Genomic DNA, 17739 nt, shown 5'->3' with positions numbered 1-17739 from the left:
CCCTGAAGTCCCGCTCGCACGGGAACGGGCGGAGGGTTGGTCGGCTCAGCGGACGCCGCGTCAGGTGCGGCAGGCGCGTCAGCGCGCCTCGCCCGACGGGCTGCCGGTGTCCGGCGCCCGCTCCGCCGCCGTCTCGCTCGCCCGGCGCACCCGCTCGCGGCTGTTGGCGAGATGCATGCGCATGCCGGCGCGGGCCGATTCGGCGTCGCGCCGGCGGATCGCGTCGAGGATCGCCTCGTGCTCGCGATTGGTGCGCGACAGGTAGGACTCGGTCGTCTCGGCCGCGAGCGTCGAGGTGTCGATCCGGGTGCGCGGGATCGTCGCCGTGCCGAGCTGGCGGAAGATCGTCTCGAAGAAGCGGTTGCCGGTGGCGAGGGCGATCTGCATGTGGAAGCGGAAGTCGGGGTCGACGCCATTGCGGCCGGCACCGATTTCGGCCTCGAAGGCCTCGACGGCGCGCTGCATCTCGGCGAGGTGCTCGTCGCTGCGTCGGCGCGCCGCGAGCGCCGCCGCCTCGGTCTCCAGGCTGATGCGCAGCTCCAGCATGGCGAGCACGTCCTGCACCGTGACGACGGTACCGATCTGCACCGGTTCGGCCGGGCTCTCGCACACGAAGGTGCCGACGCCGTGCCGCGTGGCGACGAGGCCGCTCGCCTGCAGGCGCGACATCGCCTCGCGCACCACGGTGCGGCTGACGCGAAGCTCCGCCATCAGCTCCGGCTCGGTGGGCAGCTTGCCGCCGGCCCGATAGACACCGCCGCGGATGCGCTCGCCCAGCGTGCGCACCACCGTCTCGGCGAGGTTCGGCCGGCGCGCCCGTTCGACCGTCAGGGCGGGCGTGTCGCGGGATGGGGCGGAGTCGATGGCGGACATGGGGCGACTCGGATGCTGGGCGGCGTGACGAGGCCTAGTCATCATACGTCTTATGAAAAAGATCGCAAGCCGCCTCTTCTGCTGAACGCGGAAATTCAGTATTATTTCGGATTGAGGCAGCATCCGCATTCCGGCACTTCTGATGCCGCCCTCCCGTCGCCGCCAAAAGTCATACGACGACAGATGAGGATTCGTCGGCCCGATCGTTTCGGGCCCCTTCCGACCGCAACGGCCAGGTGGGCCCGGTTCGGCCCGCTCGCGGCGTAGCGTATGCAGGCAGTCCGATGACCCTCTCCCTCACGGCGGCGGCCGCCGACACGGTCAAGCGCACCAATGTGCGCTGGACGATCCTGGTGATGCTGTTCGTCGTCACCACGGTGAACTTCGCCGACCGCGCCACCATCTCGATCGCCGGTCCCGACATCCGCAAGGCGCTCGATCTGTCGCCCATCCAGATGGGTTACATCTTCTCCGCCTTCGCGTGGTCTTATGTGCTGGCGCAGCTTCCGGGCGGCTGGCTGCTCGACCGCTTCGGCTCCAAGACGACCTACGCGGTCGCGCTGACCATCTGGTCGCTGTTCACGATGTTCCAGGGCGCCGTCGGCTTTCTCACCGGCGGGGCCGCGGTCGCGGTGCTGTTCCTGCTGCGGCTCGCCGTCGGCGCCGCCGAGGCGCCGTCCTTTCCGGGCAACGGCCGCATCACCTCGGCGTGGTTTCCGGCGAACGAGCGCGGCTTCGCCTCGGCGATCTTCAACTCGGCCCAGTATTTCGCGACCGCCTTCTTCGCCCCGATCATGGGCTGGATCGTCCATTCGCTCGGCTGGCAGTTCGTCTTCTACTTCATGGGCGGCCTCGGCATCCTGCTGGCGCTGGTCTGGGGCAAGGTGATCTACGGCCCGAAGGGGCATCCGCGCGTCAACCAGGCTGAGCTCGACTACATCCAGGCCGGTGGCGCACTGGTCGAGCTCGACGCCAAGGTGAAGATCGAGGGCCCGCAGGTCGACACCATCGCCTGCCTGAAGGAGCTGCTGTCCACCCGCATGCTGGTCGGCGTCTATGTCTTCCAGTTCTGCATCAACGTGATGACCTACTTCTTCCTGACCTGGTTCCCGGTCTATCTGGTCACCGAGCGGCACATGACGATCCTGAAGGCGGGCTTCGTCGCCTCGCTGCCGGCGATCTGCGGCTTCGTCGGCGGCGTGCTGGGCGGCTGGGTCTCCGACCGTCTCCTGAAGGCCGGCTGGTCGCTGTCGGCGGCCCGCAAGACCCCGATCGTCGCCGGCATGCTGATGGCGATGGCGATGGTCGCCTGCAACTACGTCGAATCCGACATGCTGGTCGTCTTCTTCATGTCGCTCGCTTTCTTCGGCAAGGGCGTCGGCGCGCTCGGCTGGGCCGTCGTCTCCGACACGTCGCCCAAGGAGGCCGGTGGTCTTTCGGGGGCGCTGTTCAACACCTTCGGCAATCTCGCCGGCATCGTGACGCCGATCGTCATCGGCTACATCCTGCAGGCGACCGGCTCCTTCGCCAGCGCGCTGGTCTTCGTCGGCGCGAGCGCCGCGGTCGCGCTGCTCAGCATGCTGTTCGTGGTCGGCACCATCGACCGCGTGAAGCTCACGCGCTCGGTCCCCCGCCAGCCGGCCTGACCCCCGGATCCGGAGGCGCCGCGCGGCGCCTCCGGATCGCATCCGAAGCCTTCCGCCACGGAGCCCGATCATGCTCACCGACACCGCGACCCGGACGAAGCCGCTCCGCATCAAGGTGCATGCCGACGACAATGTCGCGATCGTCGCCAACTCCGGCGGCCTGCCGGCCGGCACCGTGTTCGACGACGGGCTGACGCTGGTCGATCACGTTCCGCAGGGCCACAAGGTGGCGCTCGAAGACATTCCGCAGGGCGGCATCGTGCGCCGCTACGGCGAGGTGATCGGCATCGCCGGCCGCGCTTTGCGGAAAGGCTCTTGGATCGACGAGTTCGCGCTGCAGCTCCCGCAGCCGCCCGCGCTGGACGCGCTGCCGCTCGCCACCCGCGTGCCGCCCGATCTGCCGCCGCTCGAAGGCTACACGTTCGACGGCTACCGCAATCCGGACGGCTCGGTCGGCACCCGCAACATCCTCGGCCTCTCGACGAGCGTCCACTGCGTCGCCGGCACGGTCGATTACGTGGTGCGGCTGATCAAGGAGCGCCTGCTGCCGCGCTACCCGAACGTCGACGACGTGGTCGGCCTCAACCATCTCTACGGCTGTGGCGTGGCCATCAATGCGCCGGCCGCCGTGGTGCCGATCCGGGCGCTGCAGAACATCGCGCTCAACCCGAACTTCGGCGGGGAGATCATGGTCATCTCGCTGGGCTGCGAGAAGCTGCAGCCGGAGCGCCTGGTGCCGGAGGCCTACGAGGGCGCGGCCGACGACACGATCGTTCGCATGCAGGACGAGCGCTTCACCGGGTTCGGCGCGATGGTCGACGCGATCCTGGAGGCGGCCGAGCGGCATCTTGAGAAGCTGAATCGCCGCAAGCGCGAGCCGGTGCCGGCCTCCGAGCTCGTCGTCGGCATGCAGTGCGGCGGCTCCGACGCCTTCTCGGGCGTCACGGCGAACCCGGCGGTCGGCTTCTGCTCGGATCTGCTGGTGCGGGCCGGCGCCACCGTGATGTTCTCCGAGGTGACCGAGGTGCGCGACGCCGTGCATCTGCTCACGCCGCGCTGCAAGACCGAGGCGATCGGTCGCGCGCTGATCCGCGAGATGGACTGGTACGACCGCTATCTCGCCGCCGGCGAGACCGACCGCAGCGCCAATCCGACGCCCGGCAACAAGAAGGGCGGCCTCGCCAACATCGTCGAGAAGGCGCTCGGCTCGATCGCCAAGTCGGGCACCAGCGCCATCTCGGCCGTGCTGGCGCCGGGCGAGAAGGCGACGACCAAGGGCCTGATCTTCGCGGCGACGCCGGCCTCGGACTTCGTCTGCGGCACCATGCAGCTCGCGTCGGGCATCACGCTCCAGGTGTTCACCACAGGGCGTGGGACACCCTACGGGCTCGCCGCCGTGCCGGTGATCAAGATGGCGACCCGCAAGGATCTCTCGGCGCGCTGGCACGACCTGATCGACATCGACGCCGGCCGCATCGCCACCGGCGAGAAGTCCATCGAGGAGATCGGCTGGGAGCTGTTCCACCTGCTGCTCGACGTCGCCTCGGGCCGCAAGAAACCGTGGTCCGACCACTGGGGCCTGCACAACGCGCTCGCCGTCTTCAACCCCGCGCCGGTGACCTGACGACCACCGACCGGACGACGCTCGATCTGACGACCAACGACACGACGACCACCAACGAGAACAAGACCAGCACCTTTCAGCTTCAGAAAAACCCCCGGGAGAAACGCGACATGACGACAGACCTCAGCCGCCGCACGCTGCTCGCGCTCGCGGGCGGCACCGCGGCGCTCGGACTCTTCCCCGCGCCGGCCTCGGCGGCCTGGCCCGACAAGGCCGTCACCGTGGTGGTGCCGTTCCCGCCCGGCGGCTCGACCGACATGGTCGCCCGCCAGGTCGGCCAGAAGCTCGCCGAGCGCCTCGGCCAGCCCTTCGTGGTGGAGAACCGCTCGGGCGCCACCGGTGCCATCGGAGCGACCACGGTGGCGCGCGCTCAGCCGGACGGCTACACCATCCTGGTCGCCTCGATCGGCGTCTATGCGACCAACCCGTTCCTGCAGCCCAAGCTGCAATACGACCCGCTCAAGGACTTCGATCTGCTGACGGTCGCGGTGCGGGCCCCGAACGTGCTGGTCGCCAATCCGAAGTTCCCGGCCAACACGGTCGCCGAGCTGGTCGCCGAGCTGAAGAAGAAGCCCGGCAAAATTTCCTTCGCGAGCTCGGGCGCCGGCTCGTCCGACCATCTCACCGCGGCGCTGTTCTGGCAGAAGACCGGCACGTCCGGTCTGCATGTGCCGTACCGCGGCGGCGCGCCGGCGATCAGCGATCTCGTCGCCGGCCATGTCGACGTGTCGTTCCAGAACATCAACGCGGTGATCAGCCAGATCAAGGGCGGCAACCTCAAGGTGCTCGCCGTGACGGGCGACAAGCGCTCGCCGCTCCTGCCGAACGTGCCGACGCTGTCGGAGGCGGGCGTGTCGGGGGCCGACGTGTTCTCCTGGCAGGCGATCGCCGCACCCAAGGGCCTGCCGGCCGACGTGAAGGCGAAGCTGCACGGCGAGATCGTCGGGTCGCTCAACGCGCCCGACGTGCGTCCGCGGATGGAGGAGCTCGGCTTCGAGATCGTCGCCAACACGCCGGACGAGTTCCGCGCCTTCCTGGTGCAGGAGCTGGCCCGCTGGAAGGAGGTCATCGAGGTCGGCAAGATCTCGCTGGAGTAGGGCGAGGGAAGCGGAGCGACGGGTTCTGGTCGTTCCGGGGCGCCGAACTCGGGTCGGCGCTTCGCGCCGCCCGAGCACAGGCTCCGCGGCGAACCCGGAATCCGGCCCGGATGTCGAAGTGTGTCGCTGGTTCCGGGTTCGCTGACCTTTCGGTCCGCGCCCCGGAACGACGGGACTTGAACGATACGCGCGCCCGAGCGTGGCGCCGCGCAGGAGAGTGACGACGCCATGACCACCAAGGATGCGGCCACTGCGAATGAGACCGTCGTGAAGGGCACCCCGGTCGTCACCGGGCTGCGGGTCGTGCCGGTCGCCGGCCGCGACAGCATGCTGCTCAATCTTAGCGGCGCGCACGGGCCGTTCTTCACCCGCAACCTCGTGATCATGACCGACTCGTCCGGCCACACCGGTGTCGGCGAGGTGCCGGGGGGCGAGGCGATCCGCAAGACGCTGGAGGACGCGACGCCGCTCGTCGTCGGCCGGTCGATCGGCACCTACAACGCGATCCTCGACGGCGTGCGAAAGACCTTCGCGACGCGCGACGCCGGCGGCCGCGGCTTCCAGACCTTCGACCTGCGCGTCACCATCCACGCCGTCACGGCGCTCGAGTCGGCGCTGCTCGATCTGCTCGGCCAGCATCTGGGCGTGCCGGTGGCGGCGCTGCTCGGCGAGGGCCAGCAGCGCGACGCCGTCGATGTGCTCGGCTATCTGTTCTATGTCGGCGACCGCGCCAAGACGCCGCTGCCCTACGAGGCGCCACCCGAGAAGGGTGACGATTGGCAGACGCTGCGCCACGAGGTCGCGCTGACGCCTCAGGCCGTGGTGCGGCTCGCCGAGGCGGCCGAGGCCCGCTACGGGTTTCGTGATTTCAAGCTCAAGGGCGGCGTGCTCGCCGGCGACGAGGAGGTCGCGGCCGTCACGGCCCTCAAGCAGCGGTTCCCGGAGGCGCGCATCACCCTCGATCCGAACGGCGCCTGGCACCTCGACGAGGCGATCCGGCTGTGCCGCGGCCTCGGTCCCGTGCTCGCCTATGCCGAGGATCCGTGCGGTTCGGAGGGCAGCTTCTCCGGCCGCGAGGTGATGGCGGAGTTCCGCCGCGCCACCGGCCTGCCGACCGCCACCAACATGATCGCCACCGACTGGCGCGAGATGGTGCATTCGCTGGTGCTGCAATCGGTCGACATCCCGCTCGCCGATCCGCATTTCTGGACCATGCAGGGCTCGGTGCGGGTGGCGCAGACCTGCCGCGACTTCGGCCTCACCTGGGGCTCGCACTCCAACAACCATTTCGACGTGTCGCTCGCCATGTTCACGCATGTGGCGGCGGCGGCACCCGGCCGCGTCACGGCGATCGACACACACTGGATCTGGCAGGACGGCCAGTTCCTCACCCGCGAGCCCTTGCAGATCAAGGGCGGCAGGATCGCCGTGCCGACCACTCCGGGCCTCGGCGTCACGCTCGACATGGACGCCGTCGAAAAAGCATACCGGCTCTACCAGGAGCACGGGCTCGGCGCCCGCGACGACGCGGTCGCGATGCAGTACCTGATCCCGGGGTGGACGTTCGACCGCAAGAAGCCCTGCCTGGTGCGCTGATTCCGCCGAGAAGACTCACCACACGACGGCGTCTCCCGAAAGACACGGACCCACGATGAGCACCCCTTACTGTCCCTTTCCAAATCAGTTCCGCGCCGACATCCGGTCCGGCAAGACCGTGATCGGCTGCTGGGCGTCGCTGGCGAGCCCGATCACCACCGAGATCCTCGGTCTCGCCGGGTTCGACTGGATTCTGCTCGACGCCGAGCACTCGCCCAACGACGTGCTGTCGCTGGTGCCGCAACTGATGGCGCTCAAGGACAGCGTCTCGGCGCCGGTCGTGCGGCCGCCGTGGAACGAGCCCGTCATCCTCAAGCGGCTGCTCGACGTCGGCTTCCACAACTTCCTCATTCCCTACATCGAGAGCGTCGAGGAAGCCGAGCGTGCCGTCGCCTCCACGCGCTATCCGCCGGCCGGCATCCGCGGCGTCTCGATCGCCCAGCGCAGCAACAATTACGGCACGCTGAATCCGAAGGGCTACTTCCCGGGGATCAACGACAACATCACGGTGCTGCTGCAGATCGAGACCCGCAAGGGCGTCGAGGCCGTGGACGCGATCGCCGCCGTCGACGGCGTCGACGGCATCTTCGTCGGACCGAACGATCTCGCCGCCGCCTACGGGCATCTGGCGAACCCGGCACATCCGCAGGTGCAGGAGGTGATCAGGCACATCTTCGATCGCGCCCGGGCGGCCGGCAAGGCGGCCGGCATCCTCACCGGGGTCGAGTCGGAGGCGCGTCGTTATCTCGAGTGGGGCGCCACCTTCGTCGCGGTCGGCAGCGACCTCGGCCTGTTCCGCGGTGCCACGCAGGCGCTGCGCGACAAGTTCAAGGCGGGCTGAGGCCCGCATCTCACGTTCTTCGTTTTCTCGTTTCTCACATCGACGTCGCGCGAGACAAGACCGGCGGCGCACCTCCGAAGGAGACACACATGAGCAAGATCGGCTTCGTCGGCCTGGGCATCATGGGCACGCCGATGGCGGGCCACCTGATCGCCGCAGGCCACCAGCTCTTCCTCTACGACCTGCGGCCGCCGAAGGCCGAGCTGACCGACAAGGGCGGTGTCGCCTGCGCGTCCGGCAAGGAGGTCGCCGAGAAGGCGGACATCGTCTTCGTGATGGTGCCGGACACGCCGGACGTCGGCGCCGCGCTGTTCTCGGAGAACGGCATCGCGGCCGGCCTCTCGAAAGGCAAGATCGTCGTCGACATGAGCTCGATCTCGCCGGTCGAGACCAAGGAGTACGCCGCCAAGATCGAGGCGCTCGGCTGCGAGTATCTCGACGCGCCGGTGTCGGGCGGCGAGGTCGGCGCCAAGCAGGCCTCGCTCACCATCATGGTCGGCGGCAAGGACGCGGTGTTCGACACCGTGAAGCCGCTGTTCGAGCTGATGGGCAAGAACATCACGCTGGTCGGCGGCACCGGCGCGGGCCAGACCTGCAAGGTGGCGAACCAGATCATCGTCGCGCTGACCATCGAGGCGGTCGGCGAGGCGCTCTTGTTCGCCTCCAAGGCGGGCGCCGATCCGGCCAAGGTGCGGCAGGCCCTGATGGGGGGCTTCGCCAACTCGCGCATCCTCGAGGTGCACGGCGAGCGCATGGTGAAGCGCAACTTCGATCCGGGCTTCCGCATCGCCCTGCATCAGAAGGATCTGAACCTCGCCCTCTCGGCCGCCCGCAAGATGGGCCTGAGCCTGCCCAACACGGCGACCGCACAGGAGCTGTTCAACGCCTGCGCCGCGCATGGCGGCGCCGCCTGGGATCACTCCGGCATGGTGAAGGCGCTCGAGCTGATGGCGAACTTCGAGATCGGTCAGACGAGCTGACCCCGCGCTGACGTCGCCGTTCGCGACCGCCGTCCGGCCGACCGCTTCTCCTGGCGGGGACCGGACGGTGACTGCCGGACGCGCCGCGGTCCGGCGCGGTCGGTCACTGCGGCCGGGCGAGAGCCCGGCCGGTTTCTTTGCCTCTCGTCATTCCGGGGCGGGGCGAAGTGCGGAACCCGGAATCCAGCCCGAAACGAGGAGTTCGCCGCTGGAGTCCGGGTTCGCGCCGTCGGCGCGCTCCACAATGACGAGTTGCGTAAAGCCATCGTCTGCGCGGACGATGACCATCGAAAGGCCTGCCGATCGCGCAGCCCCCGGACGCCCGAACTCACCACTGCAGGGTCTTGCCGTCGTAGTTGAAGAAGCCGCCGGTCTTGTCGATCGTCAGGTCGTCGATCACGCCGACGATGCCCCGGGTCGACTGGGCGACGGTCAGGGCCGCGCCCTTGCCGCCCATGTCGGTCTTCACCCAGCCCGGATGCACGACCGCGACCGCGATGCCCATCGGCCGCAGCTCGGCGGCCAGCCCCTGCATCACCTTGTTCACGGCGGCCTTCGAGGTGCGATAGGCGACGTCGCCGGCGCCACCGCCGGTGAGCTGGCCCATGATGCTCGACACCGTGACGATGCGGGCGTGCTTGCCACGGCGCAGGTTCGGCAGCAGCGCCTGGGCGACGCGCAGCGGCGCCAGCGTGTTGATCGCGAGCGTCTGCGCGAAGCCGTCGAAATCCATGTCGAGCGCACCCTGGCGGTCCGGGCCGCGCACGCCGGCATTGTTGACCAGCACGTCGATCGGCTGGCCGTCGAGGCTACCTGCGAGCTGCGCCACCGAGTCCTGGTCGCCGACGTCGAGCCGGTGGGTCGTGATCAGTTCCGGATGGCGGGCGGCGAGGGCCGCCAGATCGGGGGCGGCGGGATCGCGGGCGCAGGCGAGCACGCGGTCGCCGCGGGCGGCGAGCCGCTCGACGAGGCCGAGGCCGATGCCGCGGCTCGCGCCGGTGATCAGGAACGTGGTCATGCGGTCACTCCGGCGAATGCGGCGACCGGCCGCGTCGCTTGCGCGAGCCAGTCGCGGGTCTGGGCGTCGAGGGCGGGCGACAGGATCGCCCGCACCCGGGTGTGATAGGCGTCGAGCCAGGCGATCTCGTCGTCGCTCATCAGCGCCGGCGCGACGAGGCGCAGGTCGATCGGCGCCAGCGTCAGGGTCTCGAAGGCGTTCAACGGCTTCTCGGCGCCGGCGACCGGGGGCGCCGCGATCACCAGCAGCAGGTTCTCGATGCGGATCCCGTAGGCGCCGGTCTTGTAGTAGCCGGGCTCGTCGGAGAGGATCATGCCGCGCATCAGCGGCGTGGTGCCGAGCTTGGAGATGCGGGCCGGGCCCTCGTGCACCGAGAGATAACTGCCGATGCCGTGGCCGGTGCCGTGATCGAAATCGAGCCCGGCCGACCACAGGAACATGCGGGCGAAGCTGTCGAGCTGGGCGCCCGTGGTCCCGTCCGGGAAGACGGCGCGGGCGACCGCGATGTGGCCCTTCAGCACGCGGGTGAAGCGGTCCCGCATCTCGTCGCTCGGCGTACCGATCGCGACCGTGCGGGTCACGTCGGTGGTGCCGTCGACATACTGGGCGCCGGAGTCGATCAGGAACAATTCGCCCGGCGCGAGCCGCCGGTTGGTCCGACGCGTCACCCGGTAATGGACGATGGCGCCGTTCGGGCCGGCCCCCGAAATGGTCGGGAACGACACGTCCTCCAGGAGACCGGTGTCGGCGCGGAACTGCTCCAGCGCCTCGACGGCGTCGATCTCGGTCGGCATGTGGTCCGCCGCACCGTCGCGGCAGGCGCGGTCGAGCCAGGCGAGGAAGCGGGTGAGGGCGATCCCGTCGCGCCGATGCGCGGCGCGGGCGCCGTCGATCTCGGTCTCGTTCTTCACCGCCTTCATCAGGGCGATCGGATCGGCGCCGCGCGACACCTGGCCGCCGGCCTGGGTGACGATGCGGGCGAGGGCGTCGGCCCCGGTCGCGTCGTCGATCCGGATGGCCGCGCCGGTCGCGGCGAGGCGGGCGAGATCGTGCTCGAAGGCGTCGGGGTCGGGCAGGTCGGCGAGGCCGGCGAGCGCCTCGCGCACGGCGGGCGCGATCTTGCCCGCCTCGACATAGAGGCTCGGACGGTCGTCGGCCGGCACGATGGCGGTCGCCAGCGGCAGCGGCGTGTGGGCGACGTCGCTGCCGCGGATGTTGAACAGCCAGGCGACAGCGTGCGGGTCGGAGACGACGAGGGCGGCCAGGCGGCCGGCGGCGAGCTCGCTGCGCAGCCGGGCGAGCTTGTCGGTCGCGGCCTCGCCGGCGTGCCGGGTGTCGTGGATCACCACGGCGCCGCGCGGCGGCGCCGGCCGGTCGGTCCACACCGCGTCGACGGGATTGGTCTCGACCGGCACCAACGTGCCGCCGGCCGTCGCGCAGGCCGTCGCGAGCTTCTCGGCGCCCCGCACCGTGTGGAGCCAGGGGTCGTAGCCGAGCCGACGGCCGGCCGGCAGGTTCGCCTCGATCCAGTCGGACGGCGGGGTGTCGGTGAGATGGGCGATCTCGAACAGGCCGGGATCGACTTGCTCGGCCGCCTGCAGCGTGTAGCGGCCGTCGACGAACAGCACGGCCCGGTCGGCGAGCACGATGGCGGCGCCGGCCGAGCCGGTGAAGCCGGTCAGCCAGGCGAGCCGCTCGTCGCAGGGGGCGACGTACTCGTTCTGCCAGCGGTCGGCGCGGGGGACGACGAAGCCGTCGAGGTCGCGGTGCGCCAGCTCGGCCCGCAGCGCCGCGAGGCGTGGCCGTGTCGCGGCCGGATCGGCCGGATCGTCGAAGCTCTGGAATCGGGAGGGCATGGCGGCAAGCTATCGGGGCCGGCGCAGCGCGGCAATGCCGCCCTGCCACACCGCCGAGCAACCGGGTGACCCGCAGCGCGCTCGCCCGCTCCACACCTCGACGAACACCTCGCGGAGGCCGCGAATCGTCGATGCTGCAGTGCGGTAAAGACGTCCCTGCGACCGCGATCCCGGGCCCGCGGAACGACACAGCCTATGCGGATGATCTGCCAAAAATACGCGAAATGTGCGATCTATCTTCTCATCATGTGAAAGAACATTTCACCCTTGCGACAAATGCGGGTCCGAATCCGGGTTTTCCCGCTGTCGCGGGTCGCTCGATACGCTTATGTTGGCGTTGCAGCAAAAAACACTGCAGTGCAGAAAACGAGCTGCGGACCGGACCGGGCAGGAGACCGACACGAGGGGGGCGCAGACCAAAAAAGGATCATGCGTCATGCCCACTATCAGCCCCGAAAAAGTTGCGGTCGGTTCGCCGCTGTCTCCGTATTACGAGTTTTTCGCCAGCCTCTACGAGGCGCAGATCACCAACGCGAAGCACGCGCTCGATTATCACCTCGCCATGGTGAAGAGCTTCGGTCGTGCCAACGAGGATTTTCATTCCTACGTGGTGGGCAGCGCCATCGAGGCGCCGGATGCCGTCGCGCGCGCCTGGGCGATGCGCTACACGGCCGGCGGCCTGTCACCCTCGGCGTAAGACCAGCGTCGCCCATCCGTCGAGGGTGAGGCGGCCGACCAGGCGGAGCCCTTGCGCCCGATAGGCCGCGAGGGCCGCGTTCGCTTGGCTCGCCAGAAGCCCCGACAGGATCACGACTCCGCCCGGCCCGAGCGCGCCCGCGATCGGCCGGGCGAGCCTTTTCAGCGGTCCGAGCAGGATGTTGGCGAAGACGAGCCGGGCCTTTCCGCGCTCCCGAAACGCCGGCGCCGTCAGCCCGGCGCCGATCGCCAGCGTGACGAAGCCTCCGGCCCGGTTGAGCCGCACATTGTCGCGCGCCACCCGCACGGCGGCCGGATCGATGTCGCTCGCCAGCACGGGCCGGCGCAACGCGCGGGCGGCCGCGATCGCCAGCACGCCGGTGCCGGTGCCGATGTCGAGGATCGCCGATCCGCGCCGCCCCTGGTGGCCGGCGGTCCGGCGCACGGGGCGGGGGCCGTCCGTCTTCAGCAGGCGGTCGAGCGCCACGAGGCAGCCGCGCGTCGTGCCGTGATGGCCGGTGCCGAAGGCGAGCGCCGCGTCGATCTCGATCGCGATGCGGTGGCGCGCCACCCGGGCGCGGTCGTGGGCGCCGTGGACGACGAAGCGGCCGGCCGGCACGGGCGCGAGCCCCTCCAGCGAGGCCGCGACCCAATCCTTCTGCGACAGCGTCTCGAAGAGGAGGCCCGCGGCGGTCTCAGGGTCGGCGGCGAGCGCCACCAGGTCGCGAACCGCGGCCTCGTCGGGGGCGTGCTCGAAATAGACCTCCACGCCCCAGCTCTTCTCGTCCGGCATCTCGAAGGCCGCGACCGCGGTCTCCTCCGGATCGAAGCTCTCGCCGAGCAGGTCGGCGATGCGGCGCGCCTGCGCCTCGGTGGTGACGAGGCGGGCGACCGTGGAGGGCCGGGCAGGCTGCAGTCCTTCGCGCATGGCGGCTGGTGTGGCCCGGGGCCGGCGCCGATGCAAGCAGCACGAGGGCGACGCGGGGCTGCGCGAGGCGGGGGTTGGTCTCGGGAGGGGGCGACCGAGAGGGTGCGTGGCTACGAGCCTGGATCGAAGTCCTCACAATTCACATTAACGAATTGGAAGCCTTTGGCCGAGTTCGATCGAAACATCAACAGTCGGATCTTAAGAGTTATGTTTAACGATCTCTGACCGCAGTAATTTCATCGGATCGATGACGGCCGCGTGACAGTGCGGGGCGCTCGGATCGGAAAGACACGATCCCATCGCTGCGGCCCGCGACAGCATCACGAGCCGGCCGATTGTCCCGATCAATTCACGGGCCAATTCACAGGCCTGTCCGGGTTTCTTCCACAGAGTTGCGCACAAGCACGTCCACGCGGAGATCACAGCTCGCCCAAGACCTGTCCACAGGTTTGTTCCGAACTTGTCCGCACACTCGCTCACAGACTCCGCACAGAGTTGTCCACAAAGTTGTCCACAGACTTGCCCACAGGCGCGCTCGGCCGTCTCACCAGCGCTGATAGGGATAGGGCGGCGGCATGTAGGGGTCGAAGGGCCGGTCGGCCGGCGCATACACCGGAGCCGGGGCGTAGGAGGACCGCGGCGCCCAGCCGGCCTCGGCCGGACCGTCCGACACGATCGCGCGGGGCGCCCGCGCCACCGCGGCCGGAGCCGCGCCGGAGACGACGATCCGGGTCGCGCCGGGCCCGTGCTGCTTGACCAGCGAGAACAGGGTCGCGGCGTTGGAGGGGTGCAGCCGCACGCAGCCGTGCGAGGCCGGGCCGCCGAGCCGCGCGATCTCGTAGGAGCCGTGGATCGCGTAGCCGCCGTGGAAGAAGATCGAGTAGGGCATCGGCGAGTTGTAGTACTTCTTCGAGAAGTACGTCCGGTGCAGGCGCTGCGGCGAATAGGTGCCGCTCGGCGTGCCGAAGCCGGCCCGGCCGGTCGACACCGGCCAGGAGTAACGCGGCGAGCCGTCGACCACGACCGACATGGTCTGGGTCGACTTGTCGATGCGGACCAGCAGGGCGGCCTGGGCCGCAGACAGCGGAGCAAGGACGAGCACACCGGCGAGAATCGCCGGGCCGATCACGCGACGGAACGGGGTCATGGGCTCACTCGGGCAGGGGGTGACGATCGAACGCGAGGAACAAAACTCGGGTTCCGACGTTCGGTTCCGCGCCATCGGTCGGCAGGGTTAATCCGGGGGCTCCTTCGCGGCGGGCGTGTGCTCGAACGGGCGGTCGGTGATATCGGCGAGGGGGTAGGGGCAGAGCTCCGGGAATTGCCGCACGTCTCGTTTCGTCTCCCGGGCGGCACCGACCCGGGCCTTTCGGTAAGCCCGGGCGATCGCCTCGGGTATGCGGGGCTTCAAGCCGGGATTGTCGTCTAGCACATCCTCCAGAACGAGCCGCTTCTCGGTGATGGACAGCGCCCAACTCCGTGATCGCCGTTCGGGCTGAAAATCCCATTTCAGCATATGCATCAGCAGCACACGAAACGCGCTCTCGAGCTTGCTGAACTGCTCCCGCCCCAAGGACTCGATCTCCTCGGCCACGTTCTCGACATCGACCGCGGAAAAATCGCCGGCCCGGATCAGCCGCGCCTGCTCCAAGGCCCAGGTGTAAAGATCGCGGTCGTACGAGGCACGCGGATCTGGGGCCGGTCCGTTCGGATCGGTCGGGACGATGGTGATCTCGTCGCGCTGCGGCGCCATGGCGATCCCTCGTTGAATATCAGCCTAACACGGCGCTGCACGAGATAACCACCATGGCGGCCGGCGCCGTCCCTTGCCTCACGCCTTGTTCAAAAAGCTGTCGACCACCTTCTTCTCGCCGGCCTTGTCGAACTGGATCGTCAGCTTGTTGCCGTCGACGACGCGCACGCGCCCATAGCCGAATTTTTGGTGGAACACGCGGTCGCCGGTCGTGAAGGTCGAGGGGGCGCCGGTCGAGCGGGCGACCAGCTCGCCCTCGATCGTCTGCGGGCCGCGGCCATACCTCTCCCGGTCGGGGAGAGGTCGGCGCGCCGGACGCGCGCCGGGTGAGGGGGATTGGTCGATCGTGGCGGCACGCCCCCCCTCACCCGACCGAGCGCGGACCGGGTCCGCACTCGGTCGACCTCTCCCCGGCGGGGAGAGGTGAGAAGGAGAGACATCCCGCATCCGGCCCTCGGGCTCGTGCTCCTGCGAGTATTCGTGCGAGTCTTCTTCAAAACCGCCGCGGTTCTTCTGGGCGCGGCGCCAGCCCGGCGTCGTGTAGCTCGATCCGAACGCCGCGGTGGTGTCGAAGCGCGACCCGTAGGCGCTGCCGTAGCCGGCGAAGCCGCCCTTCGCCTCCAGCACCTCGACATGCTGCTCGGGCAGCTCGTCCAAAAAGCGCGACGGCAGACTCGACGTCCACGAGCCGTGGATCCGACGGTTCGAAACGAACGAGATCCTCGCGTTCTTGCGCGCCCGGGTGAGTCCGACATGCGCCAGGCGGCGCTCCTCCTCCAGGCCGGCGCGGCCGTTCTCGTCGAGCGAGCGTTGATGCGGCAGCAGGCCCTCCTCCCAGCCGGGCAGGAAGACGGTGTCGAACTCGAGCCCCTTGGCGGCGTGCAGCGTCATGATCGACACGGCGTCGAGTGCCTCGCCGCGATCCGTGTCCATCACCAGGGCGACGTGCTCCAAGAAACCTTGGAGGTTCTCGAAGTCCTCCATGGAGCGCACCAGCTCCTTCAGGTTTTCGAGCCGCCCGGCGGCGTCGGCGGAGCGGTCCTTCTGCCACATCTCGGTGTAGCCGGACTCGTCGAGCACGATCTCGGCGAGCTCGGTGTGCGGGAGCGTGTCGCGCTGCGCCCGCCAGCGGTCGAAGGCGGCGACGAGGTCGCGCAGCGCCGCGCGCGGCTTCGGCTTCACGGCCTCGCTGGTGCTCATGGCGTGCGCCGCCTCCAGGAGCGGCACGCCGCGGGTGCGCGCGAGGTCGTGCAGGCTTTGCAGCGCCGCGTCGCCGAGCCCGCGCTTCGGCACGTTGACGATGCGCTCGAAGGCGAGGTCGTCGGCCGGCTGGTTGACGAGCCGCAGATAGGCCATCGCGTCGCGGATCTCGGCGCGCTCGTAGAAGCGTGGGCCGCCGATCACCCGATAGGGCAGGCCGAGCGTGACGAAGCGGTCCTCGATCTCGCGCATCTGGAACGAGGCGCGCACCAGGATGGCGATCTCGTCGAGCCGGTGGGCACGGCGCTGGAGCTGCTCGATCTCCTCGCCGATGGCGCGGGCTTCTTCTTCCGAGTCCCAGGCCGAGGAGACGACCACCTTCTCGCCGGCCTCGCCTTCCGAGCGCAGCGTCTTGCCGAGCCGCCCCTCGTTGTGGGCGATCAGATGCGAGGCGGCGCCGAGGATGTGGGCCGTGGAGCGATAGTTGCGCTCCAGCCGGATCACCTTGGCGCCCGGAAAGTCGTGGTCGAAGCGCAGGATGTTGTCCACCTCGGCGCCCCGCCAGCCGTAGATCGACTGGTCGTCGTCGCCGACGCAGCAGATGTTCTTCTGGGGCGCTCTTTCTTCACCTCTCCCCTGCGGGGAGAGGTCGGCATTCGGGCGAAGCCCGGATGCCGGGTGAGGGGGCGAGAGCGCTTGCGAGGGAGATGACGGAGAGCTCGGCCCCCCCTCACCCGGCTCGCTGCGCGAGCCGACCTCTCCCCGCTGGGGAGAGGTGAGGGGCGCCGTCGTTCTTGGCGACCCCGCCCCCGTGCTCGGCCGCTGCGCCAGCAGGCGCAGCCAGAGATACTGGGCGACGTTGGTGTCCTGGTACTCGTCGACCAGGATGTACTTGAAGCGCGACTGGTACTGCGCCAGCACGGCGGCGTGCTCGCGGAACAGCCGGATGGTCTCCAGGAGCAGGTCGCCGAAGTCGGCGGCGTTGAGCGTCTTCAACCGGGCCTGGTAGGCGGCGTAGAGGTCGCGACCGCGGCCGTTGCCGAACACGGCGCCTTCGCCGGCCGGCACCTGGTCGGGCGTCAGGCCGCGGTTCTTCCAGCCGTCGATCTGGGTGGCCAGCAGGCGCCCCGGCCAGCGCTTCTCGTCGATGTCGGCCGCCGCGATGAGCTGCTTGAGGAGGCGGATCTGGTCGTCGACGTCCAGGATGGTGAAGTCTTGCTTCAGCCCGACCAGCTCGGCGTGGCGGCGCAGAATCTTGGCGCCGATCGAGTGGAAGGTGCCGAGCCACGGCATGCCCTCCACGGCCTCGCCCACCATGGCGCCGATGCGGTGCTTCATCTCGCGCGCCGCCTTGTTGGTGAAGGTGACGGCGAGGATCTCGCTCGCCCGGGCGCGGCCGAGGCTGAGGATGTGGGCGATGCGGGTGGTCAGCACGCGCGTCTTGCCGGTGCCGGCGCCGGCCAGCACCAGCACGGCGCCGTCGAGTGTCTCGACCGCCTCGCGCTGCTCCGGGTTGAGGCCCTCCAGATAGGGCGCGCGGTGGGCGCCGCGGGCACGCGCCGCGATGCCGCCGCTCGCCATCGGGGGAGGCGGGGCGGGCTCGAAGGATCGCTCGAAGGGGTCGGACATTC

At 69.5% G+C, this 17739-nt stretch carries 14 protein-coding genes; 7 read left to right on the top strand and 7 right to left on the bottom strand.

All coding sequences use genetic code 11. The features are described 5' to 3' along the window. Window positions 1-78 precede the first annotated feature (78 nt). Window positions 79-873 carry a FadR/GntR family transcriptional regulator gene (locus ACFSOX_RS08635; RefSeq protein WP_378477397.1) on the bottom strand — a complete coding sequence of 265 codons (795 nt, stop codon included), beginning with the start codon at window positions 871-873 and terminating at the stop codon, window positions 79-81. A gap of 284 nt (window positions 874-1157) precedes the next feature. Between ACFSOX_RS08635 and ACFSOX_RS08630 the strand changes: the two genes are divergently transcribed. The 6 genes from ACFSOX_RS08630 to glxR all read left to right on the top strand — a co-directional run bounded on the left by ACFSOX_RS08630 (window position 1158) and on the right by glxR (window position 8657). Beyond that, window positions 1158-2519 (top strand): MFS transporter, encoded by a 1362-nt coding sequence (locus ACFSOX_RS08630; protein ID WP_378477396.1) that lies wholly within the window; start codon window positions 1158-1160, stop codon window positions 2517-2519. A gap of 70 nt (window positions 2520-2589) precedes the next feature. Beyond that, complete coding sequence (gene garD / locus ACFSOX_RS08625) at window positions 2590-4143, top strand: galactarate dehydratase (RefSeq protein ID WP_378477395.1); 1554 nt, start codon at window positions 2590-2592, stop codon at window positions 4141-4143. 110 nt (window positions 4144-4253) lie between these two features. Beyond that, complete coding sequence (locus ACFSOX_RS08620) at window positions 4254-5240, top strand: Bug family tripartite tricarboxylate transporter substrate binding protein (RefSeq protein WP_378477394.1); 987 nt, start codon at window positions 4254-4256, stop codon at window positions 5238-5240. A gap of 228 nt (window positions 5241-5468) precedes the next feature. Then, window positions 5469-6836: a glucarate dehydratase gene (gudD, locus tag ACFSOX_RS08615; RefSeq protein WP_378477393.1), complete on the top strand. Its 1368-nt coding sequence runs from the start codon at window positions 5469-5471 to the stop codon at window positions 6834-6836. A 55-nt stretch (window positions 6837-6891) separates the two neighbouring features. Continuing rightward, the gene (gene garL, locus ACFSOX_RS08610; protein WP_378477392.1) at window positions 6892-7677 is read left to right on the top strand and encodes a 2-dehydro-3-deoxyglucarate aldolase; all 786 of its coding nucleotides are present in this window, start codon (window positions 6892-6894) and stop codon (window positions 7675-7677) included. A gap of 38 nt (window positions 7678-7715) precedes the next feature. After that, window positions 7716-8657, top strand: coding sequence for a 2-hydroxy-3-oxopropionate reductase (gene glxR, locus ACFSOX_RS08605; protein WP_378477446.1), 942 nt, complete (start codon window positions 7716-7718; stop codon window positions 8655-8657). A gap of 328 nt (window positions 8658-8985) precedes the next feature. Here glxR and ACFSOX_RS08600 read toward each other — a convergent pair whose 3' ends face one another. Further along, window positions 8986-9675, bottom strand: coding sequence for an SDR family oxidoreductase (locus ACFSOX_RS08600; RefSeq protein WP_378477391.1), 690 nt, complete (start codon window positions 9673-9675; stop codon window positions 8986-8988). Next, entirely contained in the window at window positions 9672-11531 is a 1860-nt protein-coding gene (locus tag ACFSOX_RS08595; RefSeq protein WP_378477390.1) for an aminopeptidase P family protein, read from the bottom strand. Before ACFSOX_RS08595 ends, ACFSOX_RS08600 begins: the two co-directional genes overlap by 4 nt. Before the next feature lie 436 nt (window positions 11532-11967). Here ACFSOX_RS08595 and ACFSOX_RS08590 point away from each other — a divergent pair, with 436 nt between their 5' ends. Then, on the top strand, window positions 11968-12228 hold the full coding sequence (locus ACFSOX_RS08590) for a hypothetical protein (protein ID WP_378477389.1): 261 nt from the start codon (window positions 11968-11970) through the stop codon (window positions 12226-12228). Here ACFSOX_RS08590 and ACFSOX_RS08585 read toward each other — a convergent pair. The 4 genes from ACFSOX_RS08585 to ACFSOX_RS08570 form a co-directional block, all read right to left on the bottom strand. Next, on the bottom strand, window positions 12214-13155 hold the full coding sequence (locus tag ACFSOX_RS08585; RefSeq protein WP_378477388.1) for a 50S ribosomal protein L11 methyltransferase: 942 nt from the start codon (window positions 13153-13155) through the stop codon (window positions 12214-12216). The two genes, ACFSOX_RS08590 and ACFSOX_RS08585, sit on opposite strands and share 15 nt — an antisense overlap. A 544-nt stretch (window positions 13156-13699) precedes the next feature. After that, complete coding sequence (locus tag ACFSOX_RS08580; protein ID WP_378477387.1) at window positions 13700-14302, bottom strand: L,D-transpeptidase; 603 nt, start codon at window positions 14300-14302, stop codon at window positions 13700-13702. An 87-nt stretch (window positions 14303-14389) separates the two neighbouring features. Beyond that, window positions 14390-14908 carry a DUF29 domain-containing protein gene (locus tag ACFSOX_RS08575; RefSeq protein WP_378477386.1) on the bottom strand — a complete coding sequence of 173 codons (519 nt, stop codon included), beginning with the start codon at window positions 14906-14908 and terminating at the stop codon, window positions 14390-14392. A 78-nt stretch (window positions 14909-14986) separates the two neighbouring features. After that, a complete protein-coding gene (locus ACFSOX_RS08570) occupies window positions 14987-17737 on the bottom strand; it encodes an ATP-dependent helicase (RefSeq protein ID WP_378477385.1) in 2751 nt (916 codons plus the stop codon). Window positions 17738-17739: the final 2 nt, after the last annotated feature.

It is taken from the genome of Rhodoplanes azumiensis, from assembly GCF_042682915.1.
Lineage (GTDB): Bacteria > Pseudomonadota > Alphaproteobacteria > Rhizobiales > Xanthobacteraceae > Rhodoplanes > Rhodoplanes azumiensis.
Note: the sequence above shows the minus strand (reverse complement) of the source record. Positions and strands in the feature narration are given on the sequence as shown.